This window comes from Enterococcus sp. DIV2419 (genome assembly GCF_051711865.1).
GTDB lineage: Bacteria > Bacillota > Bacilli > Lactobacillales > Enterococcaceae > Enterococcus > Enterococcus faecalis.
In genome coordinates, this window is sequence record NZ_JBIONS010000001.1 from 599,041 (window position 1) to 615,350 (window position 16,310).

Sequence of the window (16,310 nt, forward strand, 5' to 3'; positions counted from 1 at the left end):
ATCAGTCTTCTTTTTTATTGAAAGGAGAGACCATGAAGAAATCAAATAAGGTTTTAATTGCTAGTTGCTTTGTCTTTATTCTTCCTTTTTTATTATTTTTAGGTGTATTTTCTTCTAGTGAAAGCGGAGATTCTTCCCAGTTTCAGCCTGCTACACCACAGGAAAAAGTAGCATTAGAAGTTTCTAACTACGTGACGTCACACGGTGGAACGTTGCAGTTTGCTTCCGCTTGGATTGGCAATATGGAACATGAAAGTGGATTAAATCCTGCTAGAATTCAAAGTGATTTGGCTTTTAATCCTTCTATTGCTTATAACGCTAGTTTAGGCGGTTATGGAATTGGATTAGGACAATGGGATTCAGGACGAAGAGTTAATTTATTAAATTTTGCAAAAAGTCAAAAAAAGGAATGGGAATCAGTAGCTTTACAAATGGATTTTGCGTGGAATAAGGATGGTTCTGATAGTGACTTACTTAAAAGAATGTCTAAATCAGAAGATGTGAATACACTTGCGGTAGATATTTTGAAGCTGTGGGAACGAGCTGGAACAAAAGATGATCCTGTAGAACAAGCAAAAAGAAAAACTAGTGCTAATAATTGGTATAAGCGACTTTCTACAGGTTCCATGGGCGGGGGTTCAGCCAATATTGGTGGAGGAGAAATTGATATTTTAGAAAAAGTACTAGGACAAACTATTAATGGTGGTCAATGTTATGGCTTATCTGCTTTTTTTGTTGAAAAACAAGGAGGTCTACAAATGATGGGTACGGGGCATATGTTTGCGAGTGAAATTGGTAATGATTATCCTTGGAGTTCAATTGGTTGGACAGTCATAAAGAATCCAAATTATTCAGATATTAAAGCAGGAGATGTCATTAATTTTGGTCAAGGTGGTGTGGCTACTAGTATTTATGGGCATACTGGTGTAGTGGCAAGTGTTGAAGGTAAAAACAAGTTTACTACTTATGAGCAAAACGCTGAACAAGGTCAAATTGTTGCTAAGTATTCTCGGACTTGGGGATTAGATTTTCCACATGTGACCAGCATAGTAAGGAAATAGGAGGAATTATGAATGACTTTGAGTAAGAAAAGTGGTTTAACTAATCGTCAGATAAAAGAAATCTGTTCGAAATTTAACTGTAGAAAAAATGAATTTGCAGTTCAAAAGTACCAAGATAGTTTTTTATTAGCTGTGAATAATAAAGAGTATCGTGTTAAATTTTCTGAGGGGATTTTTTCAAAGATTATGTATATTAAAGAAGTGCAACGCATTTCAAAGAAAGTAGGTAGAAAATGAAAAAGTTAAGTTTAGTAGTTTTAGTATTAGGTGTTGGATTAATATTTTCTGCTTGTGGAGGAAACACCAAAGGTCATGAAACGGCGGCTTTGTCAACAACTGAATTGGTGACTATGAAACCAGTTGATAATATAAATACTACGAAAAGAAGTGAAGTAACTGAAAAAAGTAGTACCAAGTCTATACAGAGTAAGGATAAATCAACGGAAGAAAAGGTATCTAACACTTACCAGTTGGTAGAGGACTTTGGAAATGCTTATGCTAATTTTTCTAGTATCAATGATCGTAACGAAAAATTGAAGAAATTAATGACTGCTGAATGTATAAAGAAAAATGGTATTGATGTGAAAACTGGTGCAAAATTGGAAAGTAAAGGTGAAGTAAGTTCAATATATCAAAATGATAAAAAGGAATACGCAGTCGTGCTTGATTGTGAACAAAACGGAACAAAAACAAGGGTACTTTTACTGGCAAAAGTGAAAGGGAATAAGATAGCAGAAATTACCTATAACTCAGTGAAACAAGAGTATTAATTTTGATATACAATTTTTTGCTTTATTTAATAGTATTACGTTTATATAAGTTAGGAGATGATAAAATGAAAAAGGCAGCTTCAATTGTGTTGATGGTTGTTGCAATTTTTATGATATCTGCCTGTGGTTCTAAATTAGATAAAACAGGTGAAGAATTTAAAGACTCTATAATTAAAGATTCTGCATATGGTGATGAGTATTCAGAAGATAGTTTTAGTTTTTTGATGTATAAAGATAAAGACACTAATCGTTATTTGGCTGATATTTGGGTTCCTGTTAAAGATGAGCCTAGTGCATTGGAGTATTTTTATTATTATGATGAAGATAAGCAGTTAGATAGTACAAAAAGCAAAGTAACTTTTGATGATATGAAAGCTAGTGGTAACTATGAAGTTATCTACAAGTCGGGTAAATTTAAATAGAAATTCAATTTTAATGAACATTTGACATAGGGTAGTGCTAATTAAGTACTGCTTTTTTTTATGTAATTAAATAGAAGGAGATGGTATTATTAATGTTAAGTACTGTGACAAAAAAAGACATTATTAGCCTTGGATTTTCTCCATACCAATCACAACGTGTTATTCGTGAAGCCAAAGCTTTACTAGTAGAAAGAGGTTGCCACTTCTATAGTGGTAAGAAAATCTCTTGTGTTCCTGTGAGTGTAGTTGAAGAAATTTTAGGAATAGAGGTTAATAAAGGTGGCAAAGACATCAAATGTTTATAAAGACAAAAAGACAGGTAAGTATTATTTTGTTGCAAGTTTGGGTTTTGATTTAAAAGGGAAAAGAATACAAAAATTTAAGCGTGGATTTAAGACAGCAAAGGAGGCAAAAAAAGCTTATAATCAGTTTATGATTGATTATCAAGAAAAACGTGAAAAGATTACATTTGGTAATTTTTACGAAGAATATTATAAATGCTGGTACAAAAATCATGTTAAGGAAGGTACTTTTAAGACCAATACAGGTATAATTGAAAATCATTTATCTATCTTTAATGAGGTACAGATAAATGCTATTGAAACGGTTGATTTACAAAAATTGATTAATTATTTATCTGGTGAGTATAAAACTAAAACAGGTGAAAGTTTATCTCCAGAGTATATTAATTTAATCATTTGTAATATTCAATCCGTATTCGAGCGAGCTTTTATTTTTGGATTTATTGATGAAGATATATCAAAAAAAGTAAGTAGAGTTCGAGTTGAAGAGAAAGAAGTTAACATTTGGACTATAGATGATATGCAAAAAGTAATGCTGCTTAGTGATGAAAGCGATAGTTTATTGTTCTTTAAAAAAATGTTTTTTAGATTTTTATTCATGACAGGTCTTCGGCTAGGTGAAGCCTTAGCTTTGAATTGGGAAGATGTTGATTTTGACAGTAAAGTTGTTTATATTAATAAGACGATGCTTGTTAAAAATAAAAGAGAGTTTAGAACTACAACGCCAAAAACAAAAAGTAGTATTAGAACGGTATCTCTTGACGATGAAACGCTACGGCTTTTTGAAATATGGAGAGAACAGCAATCTCCTTTAAAAATAAACCTTATATTTTCTATAGATGGTGGAACATTGGCTAAGTCTACAACGCATGGCTGGCTTAAAAAACTTTGTGACTTAGCAGATGTGCCAGTGATTAAGATACACGCTTTAAGACATTCTCATGCTTCTATGTTAATTGCCCTTAAGGAAGATTCACTGGTTATTAAGGAAAGATTGGGTCATAGTCGTATAACAACCACTTTAGAAAAATATGGGCACCTTTATAATGGAAGAATGAATGATGTTTCTAAGAAATTAACTGATTTAAAAATTTAGAATAGTAATTGTTAGCTTTATTGTTAGCAAATATAATGAAAACTAATTGTAAGCTTTGTTTTAAAGCGATTTAGAAAGGGATTAATAGAAAGTGAAATATACAGAAATTATGGTTCGCTATGGCGAATTATCAACTAAAGGAAAAAATCGTAAAACGTTTATCATGCAGTTAGCACAAAATGTGAAACGTGCGTTAGCTGATTTTCCAGCATTGAAAATCCATGCAGATAGAGATAGAATGCATATTTTATTAAATGGGGAAGATAGTGAAGAAGTGATTCCGAAACTAAGTAAAGTGTTTGGGATTCAAAATTTTTCGCCAAGTATTCGTATTGAAAAAGAAATGCCAGCGATTCGTGCAATGGTTCAAGAGGTTGTTCGGGAAGTTTATACGCCAGGTAAGACGTTTAAAATTACTGCTAAACGCTCGGACCATTCATTTGAACTTGATTCAAATGGCTTGAATCAAGAATTAGGTGGGGCTGTTATTGAAGCCATTCCGGAAATTCAAGTACAAATGAAAAAGCCTGATATTAACTTAAGAATTGAAATTCGTAAAGATGCGGCGTATTTATCTTATGAAACGATTCGCGGTGCGGGTGGATTGCCAGTGGGCACCAGTGGTCGTGGTATGTTGATGTTGTCAGGAGGCATTGATTCACCAGTTGCTGGTTATTTAGCTATGAAACGTGGCGTGGAAGTGGAAGCTGTCCATTTTGCTAGTCCGCCTTATACAAGTGAACAAGCGTTACAAAAGGCTAAAGATTTAGCTGAAAAATTAGTCCCTTATGTAGGAACTATTCAATTTATTGAAGTGCCCTTTACAGAAATTCAAGAAGAAATAAAACGAGTTGTTCCCCAAGGCTACTTAATGACCATTACACGACGTTTAATGTTACGCTTAACAGATGCAATTCGTGAAATGCGGAAAGGTTTAGTCATTATTAATGGTGAATCGTTAGGACAAGTAGCTTCGCAAACACTTCAAAGTATGGTAGCAATTAATGAGGTTACCTCAACACCGATAATTCGACCCGTTGTTTCAATGGATAAGACAGAAATTATCGAAATTGCCGAAAAAATTGACACGTTTGAATTAGCCATCCAACCCTTCGAAGATTGTTGTACAATTTTTGCGCCACCGCAACCGAAAACACGACCTCGTTTGGATAAAGCGCAAGATTATGAAGCGCGCTTAGACTTGGAAGGTTTAATGGCTCGGGCCTTAGAAGGACTCAAAATTACAGAGATTTCAGCAGAAACAGCGAAAGATAAACAAGAAGACGAATTTGCAGATTTCCTATAAGCAATAAATACAGTGACGTCTAAGCGACCGTCACTGTATTTATTTTGTACTTATTTCACAAACAAGTTGCTCGGAGAGGGGAACCGTGATAAACTGAATATGTGAAGTAGGTAACAAGGAGGACAGAGGATGGAGAAAAAAATGCCTAAAGCAACGGCAAAACGTTTGCCGGTTTATTTACGTTATTTAAAAATGTTAGGGGATTCTGGTGTTAAACGCATTAAATCACGAGAGTTTAGTGAAATGATCCAGATTCCTTCTGCAACGATTCGGCGTGATTTTTCCCACGTTGGTGAACTGGGCCGAAGCGGTTATGGTTACGATGTGCCGTATTTAATTGAGGTATTTAGTAATATTTTAAATACGCAAGAAGAAAAAAGAATTGCTCTGATTGGTTGTGGCAATTTAGGCAAGGCATTATTAAAAAATAATTTTAGACGCAACGAGAATTTGAATATTGTCTGTGCTTTTGATAATGATTCAGCTTTAGTTGGCACCACGATTAATGGATTATTAGTTCATGATATGTCTGAGTTAGAAGCATTCGTTCGACAAGAAGGGGTCACGGTAGCCATTTCTACAGTACCAAGTCACCATGCCCAAAAAGCCATCGACAAAATTGTACAAGCGGGTGTGACTGCGATTTTAAATTTTGCGCCAGACCGTGTCAGTGTGCCAGCCAACGTTAGTGTGCAGTATATTGATTTAACTACGGAACTGCAAACACTGATTTATTTTAATGAAACTTTTTCACTAGCAAATAGCCCAAAGCAATAAAATTGTCTTCATAAAAATCCTCTACTATACTTATTATTGAAAGTGGAAAAGGAGGATTTCAGAATGAATGTTACAAGAAAAGGGCACGTATTAGAATTGACAGGTGAGCAGCCTAAAGTTGGCACAAAAGCTCCCGTCTTTTCTTTGAAAAATTTAAACAACCAAGAAATCAACTTGGCAGATTATAAAGGTAAAACGGTTTTAATTAGTGTGGTTCCTGATATCGACACACGTGTTTGTTCACTGCAAACGAAACGTTTCAATCAAGAAGCGGCGAAATTAGACGGTGTTCAGATTATCACTATTTCCAATAACACAGTTGAAGAACAAGCAAATTGGTGTGCCGCTGAAGGTGTCGAAATGGAAATGCTTCATGATACTGAAGACTCATTTGGTGCAGCTTATGGTTTGTATATTCCAGAAATGGGCCGTTTAGCACGTGCTATTTTTGTGATTGACCCAGAAGGAACGTTAGTTTATGAAGAAATCGTCTCAGAAGTTTCGTCGGAACCCGATTATCAACAAGCGTTAGAAGCTGCAAAAAAAGTGTAATCCCTCTAGATTACAAATTGACTTTGCTTGCGCTTCATTGTAGAATGAAGCAAAGACAGCGAACAAGAGGAGTATCATTGGCGTCGTTTTAGAGAAAAAGTCGTTCAGGTGCAAGACTTTTACACAACCAGTGAGAAGGTAGCTTGTGAGTCAATGGTTTGAACACAGTACGTTAGTAGAACGATTCGTTTCGTGAACGTTATCTCACGAATGAGTGGCATTTGAATGAATTCAATTCAAATGCAATTTAGGTGGTACCGCGTAAATAAGATGAATCTACGCCCTAAAATACGAAAGTATTTTAGGGCGTATTTTAGTGTTTAGCCCAAAAAAACTCATTTGTAAAATAATTACCGCTCCAAATCGCGTATTTTAAGAAAGAAGGGGAAAAAATGTCAGAAGAAAAAAACTTACCAACGAAATATCAACCGACAGAAATCGAAGCTGGCCGTTATCAAAAATGGCTAGATCAAGATTTATTTAAACCAAGTGGCGACAAAAAAGCGAAGCCCTATTCAATTGTTATTCCACCACCCAATGTAACAGGAAAACTACACTTAGGGCATGCTTGGGATACAACATTACAAGATATGATTATCCGCCAAAAAAGAATGCAAGGCTTTGATACGTTATGGCTACCAGGAATGGACCATGCCGGAATTGCCACGCAAGCAAAAGTAGAAGAGAAACTAGCACAACAAGGAATTTCACGTTACGACTTAGGTCGTGAAAAATTTGTTGATCAAGTGTGGGAATGGAAAGAAGAATATGCTTCTCACATTCGTGAACAGTGGGCAAAAATGGGCCTTTCTTTAGATTACAGCCGTGAACGTTTTACTTTAGATGAAGGGCTATCTGAGGCCGTTCGTAAAGTGTTTGTCTCTCTTTACGAGAAAGATTTGATTTACCGTGGTGAATATATCATTAACTGGGATCCAAAAGCGAAAACAGCATTGTCTGATATCGAAGTAATCCATAAAGATATTGAAGGAGCTTTTTACCACATGAGCTACCCATTATCAGATGGTTCTGGCGTTGTTGAAATTGCGACAACGCGTCCTGAAACAATGTTGGGAGATACGGCGATTGCGGTCCATCCAGAAGATGAACGGTATCAAGAACTTATTGGTAAGACAGTTGTCTTGCCATTAGTCGATAAAGAAATTCCAATTATTGCAGATGACTATGTAGATATGGAATTTGGAACAGGGGTTGTAAAAATCACACCTGCTCATGATCCAAATGACTTTGAAGTCGGTAATCGTCATGACTTACCTCGAGTAAATGTTATGAACGAAGACGGCACGATGAATGAACTGGCTGGAAAATATGAAGGAATGGATCGTTTTGCTGCACGTAAAGCGATTGTCTCTGACTTGAAAGAATTAGGTCGCTTAATTAAGATCGAAACAATGAATCACAGCGTGGGCCATTCAGAACGAACAGGCGTTGTCGTGGAACCTCGTTTATCGACCCAATGGTTTGTAAAAATGGGACCATTAGCTGAAAAAGCAATAGAAAATCAAAAAACAGAAGACGCTGTTGAATTTTATCCACCACGCTTCAATCAAACATTTTTACGTTGGATGGAAAATATTCATGACTGGGTTATTTCGCGACAATTATGGTGGGGCCATCAAATTCCTGCTTGGTATCACAAAGAAACGGGCGAGATGTATGTTGGGATGGAAGCACCAGCCGACAGTGAAAACTGGGTTCAAGATAGTGATGTCTTAGATACATGGTTTAGTTCTGCATTATGGCCATTTTCAACGATGGGTTGGCCGGACGAAGCAAGCGAAGATTATCAACGTTACTTCCCAACAAGCACATTAGTTACTGGCTATGATATTATTGCCTTTTGGGTAAGTCGTATGATTTTCCAAAGCTTAGAGTTTACAGGCGAACGTCCCTTCCAAAATGTCTTAATTCACGGCTTAATTCGTGATGAGCAAGGACGCAAAATGAGTAAATCATTGGGGAATGGGATTGATCCAATGGATGTCATCGAAAAATATGGCGCAGATGCGTTACGTTGGTTCTTATCAAATGGTTCAGCACCTGGTCAAGATGTTCGTTTTAGTTATGAAAAAATGGATGCTTCTTGGAACTTTATCAATAAGATTTGGAATGCAAGTCGTTTCGTTATTATGAATGTAGAAGGTATGACTGCTGCAGATATTGACTTTAGTGGTGAAAAGACTGTCGCTGATCGTTGGATTTTAACGCGCTTAAACGAAACAGTCGCCCGTGTGACAGAATTATTTGATCGCTTTGAATTCGGTGAAGCAGGTCGCCAATTATACAACTTCATCTGGGATGATTTCTGTGATTGGTATATTGAAATGAGTAAAGAAATTCTTTACGGAGAAAATGAAGCAGCTAAACAAACAACACGGAGCATCTTGGTGTACACATTGGATCAAATCTTACGCTTATTGCATCCAATTATGCCATTTGTAACAGAAGAAATTTGGGAAAAAATTCCGCATCAAGGTGAGTCATTGGTTGTGGCAGAGTACCCAGTTGTTCATGAAGAATTTAACGATGAAGCAGCAGCTCGAGGAATGGAAGTTCTGAAGGAAGTTATTCGTTCGGTTCGGAATATTCGAGCAGAAGTGAATACACCACTTTCTAAACCAATTACTTTGTTAATTAAAACAAACGATACAGAAGTAGAAGAATTTTTAACAGCTAATACTAGCTACTTGGAACGCTTCTGTAACCCAGAGGAATTAGTCATCAGTCGTGAAATAGAAGCGCCAGAATTAGCCATGTCCGCTGTTTTAACAGGCGCAGAACTATTCCTACCATTAGCTGGGTTGATTAATATCGAGGAAGAAATTGCTCGCTTAGAAAAAGAATTAGACAAATGGACAAAAGAAGTCAAACGTGTGCAAGGCAAACTTTCAAATGAACGTTTTGTGTCAAATGCACCAGATGAGGTCGTAGAAGCAGAACGTGCAAAAGAAAAAGACTACCTTGAAAAACAAGAGGCTGTCAAAGAACGGATTGCCCAATTACGTTCAATCTAAAAAAGAAAAGACAACAAAACCTGAGCCGACCCCCAAAAGTTAGACCTAGAAATCTAACTTTTGGAGGTTTTTTTGTATGGCAAAATACAGTTTTGAATTTAAACTTAAACTTGTTCATGACTACTTATCTGGTCAAGGAGGTCTAAGGTTTCTCGCAAAGAAGTATGGGTTTAAAGATAGTTCTCAAATAAGCAAATGGATAAATGCCTATAAAGAACTTGGTGAAGAAGGCCTACTTCGCAGTCGAAAAAATAAGAATTACTCTGTTCAATTTAAGCTAGATGCGATAGAGTTATATTTAACAACAGAGTTGTCCTATCAAGAAGTAGCTAATCTTCTAAAAATGAACAATCCATCATTGATTGCGAATTGGCTTAGAACGTATCAGAAGTTTGGTATAGAGGGACTCTCTAAACAGAAAGGACGTCCACCTACCATGCCTAAGAAGAAACAAAAGGAAACCCAACCATTACCAAGTGAACGATCTCAAGTAGAGAAACTAGAAAAAGAAAATAGAATGTTAAAAATTGAGAATGCCTATTTAAAAGAATTGAGGAGACTGCGTTTAGAGGACGAACAAAAAATGAACGAATCGCACGAATCATTCACAGTCTCCGAAGACACTTTCGATTAAAAGATATTTTGGAAACCCTAAGGTTTCCAAAATCTACTTACATGTACTGGCAAAAACGCCTCGACAGAACAGCTTCAACACAAATCATTGAAGAAGAAATTCAAGCGATTCGTAAAAAGCATCAACATTATGGCTATAGAAGGATGACCCAAGAATTGAAACGACGTGGATTTCAAGTGAATAAAAAGAAAGTCCAGCGATTAATACAAAAGTTAAAGTTACAAGTCAAAGCTTTTACTAAGAAATCAAGAAAATATAATTCCTATAAAGGAACCGTTGGTAAAATCGCTAAAAATTTGATTCGTCGCCGATTTAAAACCTCTGTTCCTCATCAAAAAATTACAACTGATACAACTGAATTTAAGTACTTTGAAGCAGATAACGCAGGCATCTTTCGTCAGAAAAAACTATACTTAGATCCATTTATGGATATGTATAATAGTGAAATTCTAAGCTATAGCCTTTCTACTCAACCAAATGGTAAAACAGTTATGGGAGGTCTGAAAGAAGCAATTTCTCAAACAAATGATTGTCCCTATCGGCGCACCTTTCACTCTGATCAAGGCTGGGCTTATCAAATGAATGTCTATATACAAGCATTAAAGGACAACAATATCTTTCAAAGTATGTCTCGAAAAGGAACCTGTTTAGATAATTCTCCTATGGAGAATTTCTTCAGTATCCTAAAACAAGAAGTGTACTATGGAAAAATCTATCAAAGTCAAAATGAATTGAGAGAAGCAATTGAGAACTACATTTATTATTACAATCATCACCGAATCAAGGAAAAACTTAACTGGAAAAGCCCAGTAGAATTTCGACAATTCAATCAAAAAACTGCATAAAAATAGAGTGGAAAAATCCACTCTATAAAAAGTCTAACTTTTTGGGGTCACTACAACCAACGTTTGGTTTTGTTGTCTTTTTGTTATAATTTGCCAAATAATTGAAACAAATACAACATTAAATAGCTGTAAGTAGCCACAGACCAGAATTTCAATAAAAGAACAATTTTCATGAATTCCTTTAAAGATATATCTGTAATTCCCGCCACTAAACAAACAATATCATCTGGAGCGAAGGGGACTAACATAGTAAAGATTAAGAGCTTTTTGACATTGTGTTCATTTTTGTCTAAAATCTCTTCAAATTTTTTGTATTTATTGGGTGAAAGGATTATTTTTACAAAGCTACGTCCATAGTAACGAACCAGTAAAAAGCCAATAAACTCACCAATAATCAACCCAAGATAGCTATACAAAAGGCCTTGCAAATTGCCAAACATCAACATTCCTGCAACAGAAGAGATTCCTCCAGGTAGAATAGGAATAATCACTTGGACGATTTGTAAAAGAATGAAACACAGAACCGCATAGTTACCAAACTGTTTAATAAAAGCTTGCAAGGAAGCAACAGAATGAAAAATTCCTCTGGAATATCCCCATAAAATTAAGCCGAAGAAAAGCACCAGTCCAACTAGGGGTAACCACCGAATGAGTCCATTTAAAAATTTTTTCTGATTAGTCATGAGTGGCCTCCTGACGTTTTCGACGGTATTTTTTAAACCCAAGATAACCAGCCGTTCCCAGTAAAATCGTTCCGCTGACGGCAGTGCCGAGATAAATCATTCTTGGATGATAGGCAAAGGTTAACTGCTGTTTGCCAGCTGGGACTTCAACAGCTAAAAAGCCACCTAGAATGCGTTGTGTTTTTAATGGTTCTTTTTGTAGCGACGATTTGACTTGCCAATCTTGGTCATAAGGAATGGACGTATACAGTAACTGAGTGTCATTTCCAGGTACATTCAGTGCGCCATTTAAATGGCCTTTTTTAGTTGCATTCACGTGAAGAGCTTGTTGGCGTAATTTGTCAACCGCAAGATTAAAGGCTGTTTGGTCTAAAGTTTGAAGCTGCCAATTAGTTAAATCAACCACTTGTTCAGCAGTTAGTGACAGGGTCACGGTAGTTCCTTTTTCAAAATGCCCTAAATTGAACAGCTGATTGGTTGCAATATAAATTGGCGTCGAGATAACTTGTTGGTTTACCTTCAATTGTGTAACCTTTTTCCATTTTAAATTCGGAATATAAAGATGCAAGTCGCCAGTGCTATTCACTTTAAAGGTTGCTTCAATTGTTTCGTTGGTATGATGAGGTTCATTTATCAACGAAGCTGTTTTAAAGTAAGGTTTATCCGTCGGCACGAGCATTTGCAGGAGTTCTTCTTGGGCATCTAAAGGATTATTTTTTGCTAATTTTAACTTGGTTAATGCGGTTGGCGCCAAAAAGCCCATACCGATTGCTTCATCATTTTCCATGATTTTCGTGGAACCAACTGTTTTTAGCAATTTTTCACTCGTAGGTTTTTCAATTGGTAAAAAGTCATATTTCACATTTAAAAGTAAATTGGTTAGTTGTGAATTATCCACATAAGCAATCCGGCGATCATTTTTTCGATATAAACCTAGCGCACTTAATGTGTCTTGGGTAGTGGCAGTTAAAGTCGAAGTATAGCTAGAAACGCCAGCATAGCCATAAAGTAAAGGATTGTTGTAGCCGTTATTGATTTCACGGAACCCTGTTTCTTTGGAAGGAATGACTTGTTTCATGCGATAAAGTTCTGGTGCTGAGGCCATTTTTTCATCGATTAATTGGCTGTGTTTTCGGTAATCTTGGGCAAATGTTGCTTGGCTACCAAAGGGCATGTGTTTAAAAGAAATCCAGAAATTCGTTGTTAATTCTGTGCTGACCAGTAAGAATAAAGCCACGACTACATAGTTTCTTAAGGCCTTTTTGTGTGCTAAACGCAAGCAAAAGAAAATCAACCAAATAAAAAGTAAACTTAGCCATAAATAATTGATCGAAATTAAGAGATTCTTTTGTGGACCATAATACAAAGATCCGTAGCCAATGACTAACAGCAGACTAAAAATAATAGGTGCGGACCAAGGAATGGTCACTTTTTTAAGCCAAACTTCATAGGCAAAGACAATCAATAAAAAGCTAAAGATAAAGACATTTCGGTAAGGGAACCCAGCTGGGCTTTGAAACATGTGCCAGACAGTGTTAAAGGCTTCTAACCAAAAGCTTAAAAAGAGAATGAATAAAAGAATTGCTGAAGCTATTCTTTCTTTTAACGCAATTTGTTTCGTTTGAAAATAGGCAACACAGAGGAGTGTCACAAATAATCCAGCAAAAACGGTTGGTAAATGGTCTAAACGCAACTCATAATTAATAGAACCTAAGCCTAATTGCGAGAAGAACGAAGTGTTGAACTTAGGCGTTAAAAAGAACGTCGAGACATCAAAATCTGCTTTTTTTGTATAGAGCATCCCTTCTGCTGCAGGTAATAATAAAAAACTAGTTGCGGTTCCTGTTAAAAAAGAAACGAGGATGAATAACGGACTTTGTTTAAAAAATTGCCGAATAGCATGGGCTTGGGTATTCTTTTTAAAGAACCAATAGATACTGTACAAAACAGCAAAGAGACAAATCATATAACCCATGTAGTAATTCGTCACAATCGCTAAAAATAGGGTGATACTGTATAAGCCCCATTTGCGTTGATCCCATAAACGTTGGAGTCCCAATAAGATAAGCGGGAATAGAATCAGTGCATCCAACCACATAAAGTTTTGGCTATAGACGGTGACAAAGCCACAGAAACTATAGGACGTTGAAAAAAGTAACGTGGTGCCATCAACTTTTTGATAGGTGTATTTTAAATAGCTAAACATCGTCGTGCCCATCAAGGCAAGTTTTAAGGTAATAATCCATAAAATTGCTATAGGTAATTGTTCATAAGGAAAAAAGAAAGCCAACACATTAAAAGGGCTCAGTAAGTAATAGGCTGCCAAAGGAACAATCGATTCACCAATCTCATTGGAAAAAGAGTAGAATGTAGTTATTCCCTCGTGAAAAGAGCGTTTTAAAAAACTCAAGAAAGGCATGTATTGTGTGCCTAAATCACTAACTAATAAGTTGTTGTCACCAAAAGGCGCAAGTTGTAATGTCATCCATACAAGCAATAGAAGTAAAAACGGCAAGAAAAAACTTCCTAACCATAAAAGCTTCGATTTGTTTTTCATCAAAATAAGTCCACCTTTATAAAAAAATCATGAATAAGCGTGTTGAACGCTCTAAAAATAGTTTTTAATTGGCTGGCTGGAACGAACCATCCAGAATGTTAGTTTACCATAAGTTCATTAATGTATCCGCTAATAACGCAAAATTATGAAAAATGCAAAAAATTTTCAAGAAAAAGTTTCAATTGGTTATTAGTGAAAAAGTCACCTAACTTGGTTATAATGTAGAAGAAGACAAGGAGTTGGACAAGATGCAATTAACAATAGAAGAAGCCATTGAATGGATTCATAGCCGGTTACCCTTTGGCTCAAGACCTGGTTTGGATCGGATTAATGCGTTATTAGAAAAAATTGATCATCCAGAAAACAAAGTGCCAACGATTCATATCGCAGGAACCAATGGTAAAGGCTCAACCGTGACATATTTACGCTGTCTATTAGAAGAAATGGGCTTGAAAGTCGGAACCTTTACCTCTCCTTATATTGAATCATTTAATGAAAGAATTGCGATAAATGGTCAACCAATTTCAGACGAACAATTGATTACCTATGTGGAAAAGTATCAACCAATCATTAAAGAATTAGACCAAATCACTGAAGTGGCTGGAATTACAGAATTCGAAACATTGACAGGAATGGCCTTGGACTATTTCGTGAATGAACAAGTGGATATCGCAGTTGTTGAAGTTGGCTTAGGTGGATTACTTGATAGCACCAATGTCGTGAAGCCAATATTGACGGGAATTACGACAATTGGGAAGGATCACACAGAAATTTTAGGTGAAACAATTGCTGAAATTGCCTATCAAAAAGCGGGTATTATTAAAGAAAAAGTCCCAGTAGTAACAGGCAATATTTGTGCTGATGCGCTAGCAGTCATTGAAAAAGTCGCACAAGAAAAACAGAGTCCAATTTTTCGTTTTGGCAAAGAGTATCAAGTGGAATATCTACATCCTGACACACAATGGGGGGAAATATTTAATTTCTATGGAGAAATGGGCAAACTGACAAAGATTAAAGTTCCCTTGTTGGGGCGTCACCAAGTAGAAAACGCGGCGGTAGCTATTCAATTATTTGACAAGTATTGCCAACTACAACATTTGCCGTTTAAAGAACGAGACATTACTCAAGGGTTAGCTAAAGCGCAATGGCCAGCTCGAATGGAACGTCTTAGTGATGAACCGTTGATTGTTTTAGATGGTGCCCACAATGATCACGCAGTAAAACGCTTAGTTGAAAACTTGCGCAAAGAGTTTCCACAACACACGATTCATATTTTATTTTCAGCTTTAGCAACTAAAGATGTGGATGAGATGATTCAGGACTTAAAGCAAGTATCGAATGCGCATCTTTACTTAACTAGCTTCGATTATCCTAAAGCTATTGCACTTACAGAAATGGAAAAATATGAAGACGATTTAACAGAAATTGTGTCTTTATGGCAATTTGGCTTAGGCGAAATTTTAGAAAAAATGTCGACAGATGATTTATTATTAGTAACAGGTTCATTATATTTTGTTTCTCAAGTAAGAGAATTACTTTTAACTATAGGAGGAAATGATGAAGAAATTTGATGGCGTAATTTTTGATATGGATGGGTTGCTTTTTGATACGGAGTTGATTTACTATACATCTACTCAAAAAGTAGCAGATGCAATGGGGTTACCATATAGTAAAGAAGTCTATTTAGACTATGTTGGGATTTCCGATGAAGAAGTACAAGAGAATTACCGACGTATTTATACGTCCTATGGTCACGACACAGTGGAAGAATTTATCCGCCGTTCTTATGAGGATACCCTGCAAGAGTTTCGATCTGGTAACGTCCCTTTAAAACCAGGGGTGGTGGAATTCCTTGACTTTTTAGATGATCAAAAAATTCCTCGATTAGTTGCTTCAAGTAACGTCCGTCCAGCAATTGAAATGTTATTAAGCCATGCTGGGATTCAGGATCGTTTTGTAGGGATCGTTTCAGCAGAGGATGTTAAACGAGCAAAACCGGACCCAGAAATTTTTCAAAAAGCTCGTCAACTTTTAGGAACAGAAGCCCCGAAAACCTTGATTTTCGAAGACTCATTTCATGGGGTAAGTGCGGCTCATAGTGCGGGCATTCCAGTGATCATGGTACCTGATTTATTGCAACCAACTGAAGTTATCCAAGAGAAAACATTACATGTCTTGGAGAGTTTACATCAAGCGCCACATTATTTAAAATAATAAAAACAACACTCCTTTGCGTAGTTTATTAATGACTAGCAAAGGAGGTTTTTTTT

Annotated in this window: 14 protein-coding genes, 1 pseudogene and 1 other annotated feature; of the genes and pseudogenes, 13 read left to right on the forward strand and 2 right to left on the reverse strand. The window is 36.3% G+C overall.

The window, feature by feature from the left end; translation table 11 throughout:
* Positions 1-32: 32 nt before the first annotated feature.
* The 11 genes and pseudogenes from IGI97_RS02790 to IGI97_RS02840 all read left to right on the forward strand — a co-directional run bounded on the left by IGI97_RS02790 (position 33) and on the right by IGI97_RS02840 (position 10,800).
* Entirely contained in the window at positions 33-1,061 is a 1,029-nt protein-coding gene (locus tag IGI97_RS02790) for a phage tail tip lysozyme (RefSeq protein ID WP_010777924.1), read from the forward strand.
* A gap of 12 nt (positions 1,062-1,073) precedes the next feature.
* Positions 1,074-1,298: a hypothetical protein gene (locus tag IGI97_RS02795; protein WP_002365195.1), complete on the forward strand. Its 225-nt coding sequence runs from the start codon at positions 1,074-1,076 to the stop codon at positions 1,296-1,298.
* Positions 1,295-1,831 (forward strand): EF0163 family protein, encoded by a 537-nt coding sequence (locus IGI97_RS02800; protein ID WP_010829066.1) that lies wholly within the window; start codon positions 1,295-1,297, stop codon positions 1,829-1,831. Before IGI97_RS02795 ends, IGI97_RS02800 begins: the two co-directional genes overlap by 4 nt.
* A 65-nt stretch (positions 1,832-1,896) precedes the next feature.
* Positions 1,897-2,253 carry an LptM family lipoprotein gene (locus IGI97_RS02805; RefSeq protein WP_010823197.1) on the forward strand — a complete coding sequence of 119 codons (357 nt, stop codon included), beginning with the start codon at positions 1,897-1,899 and terminating at the stop codon, positions 2,251-2,253.
* Positions 2,254-2,345: 92 nt separating this feature from the next.
* Positions 2,346-2,558, forward strand: a complete 213-nt coding sequence (locus IGI97_RS02810) for a DUF3173 domain-containing protein (protein ID WP_002399131.1) — start codon at positions 2,346-2,348, stop codon at positions 2,556-2,558.
* On the forward strand, positions 2,533-3,651 hold the full coding sequence (locus tag IGI97_RS02815) for a site-specific integrase (RefSeq protein WP_002365190.1): 1,119 nt from the start codon (positions 2,533-2,535) through the stop codon (positions 3,649-3,651). The genes IGI97_RS02810 and IGI97_RS02815 overlap by 26 nt, the downstream gene beginning before the upstream one ends.
* A gap of 91 nt (positions 3,652-3,742) precedes the next feature.
* Positions 3,743-4,957, forward strand: coding sequence for a tRNA uracil 4-sulfurtransferase ThiI (thiI, locus tag IGI97_RS02820; protein ID WP_002359156.1), 1,215 nt, complete (start codon positions 3,743-3,745; stop codon positions 4,955-4,957).
* 129 nt (positions 4,958-5,086) lie between these two features.
* On the forward strand, positions 5,087-5,734 hold the full coding sequence (locus IGI97_RS02825) for a redox-sensing transcriptional repressor Rex (RefSeq protein WP_002365189.1): 648 nt from the start codon (positions 5,087-5,089) through the stop codon (positions 5,732-5,734).
* Between the two features lie 63 nt (positions 5,735-5,797).
* Positions 5,798-6,286: a thiol peroxidase gene (gene tpx / locus IGI97_RS02830; RefSeq protein ID WP_002355111.1), complete on the forward strand. Its 489-nt coding sequence runs from the start codon at positions 5,798-5,800 to the stop codon at positions 6,284-6,286.
* A 49-nt stretch (positions 6,287-6,335) separates the two neighbouring features.
* Positions 6,336-6,575 (forward strand) — a binding site (T-box leader).
* A 103-nt stretch (positions 6,576-6,678) separates the two neighbouring features.
* Complete coding sequence (locus IGI97_RS02835) at positions 6,679-9,321, forward strand: valine--tRNA ligase (protein WP_002375712.1); 2,643 nt, start codon at positions 6,679-6,681, stop codon at positions 9,319-9,321.
* A 76-nt stretch (positions 9,322-9,397) separates the two neighbouring features.
* A pseudogene (locus IGI97_RS02840) lies at positions 9,398-10,800 on the forward strand (IS3 family transposase).
* 83 nt (positions 10,801-10,883) lie between these two features.
* Here the strand turns inward: IGI97_RS02840 and IGI97_RS02845 are convergent.
* Both IGI97_RS02845 and IGI97_RS02850 read right to left on the reverse strand, forming a co-directional pair.
* Entirely contained in the window at positions 10,884-11,483 is a 600-nt protein-coding gene (locus IGI97_RS02845; RefSeq protein WP_002355114.1) for a TVP38/TMEM64 family protein, read from the reverse strand.
* On the reverse strand, positions 11,476-14,040 hold the full coding sequence (locus IGI97_RS02850; protein WP_202573674.1) for a YfhO family protein: 2,565 nt from the start codon (positions 14,038-14,040) through the stop codon (positions 11,476-11,478). The genes IGI97_RS02845 and IGI97_RS02850 overlap by 8 nt, the downstream gene beginning before the upstream one ends.
* A 248-nt stretch (positions 14,041-14,288) precedes the next feature.
* Between IGI97_RS02850 and IGI97_RS02855 the strand changes: the two genes are divergently transcribed.
* Together IGI97_RS02855 and IGI97_RS02860 are read left to right on the forward strand one after the other, a co-directional pair.
* Positions 14,289-15,611 carry a bifunctional folylpolyglutamate synthase/dihydrofolate synthase gene (locus IGI97_RS02855; protein WP_202573673.1) on the forward strand — a complete coding sequence of 441 codons (1,323 nt, stop codon included), beginning with the start codon at positions 14,289-14,291 and terminating at the stop codon, positions 15,609-15,611.
* Positions 15,595-16,254, forward strand: a complete 660-nt coding sequence (locus IGI97_RS02860) for an HAD family hydrolase (protein ID WP_438737953.1) — start codon at positions 15,595-15,597, stop codon at positions 16,252-16,254. The genes IGI97_RS02855 and IGI97_RS02860 overlap by 17 nt, the downstream gene beginning before the upstream one ends.
* The last annotated feature ends 56 nt before the right edge of the window (positions 16,255-16,310 follow it).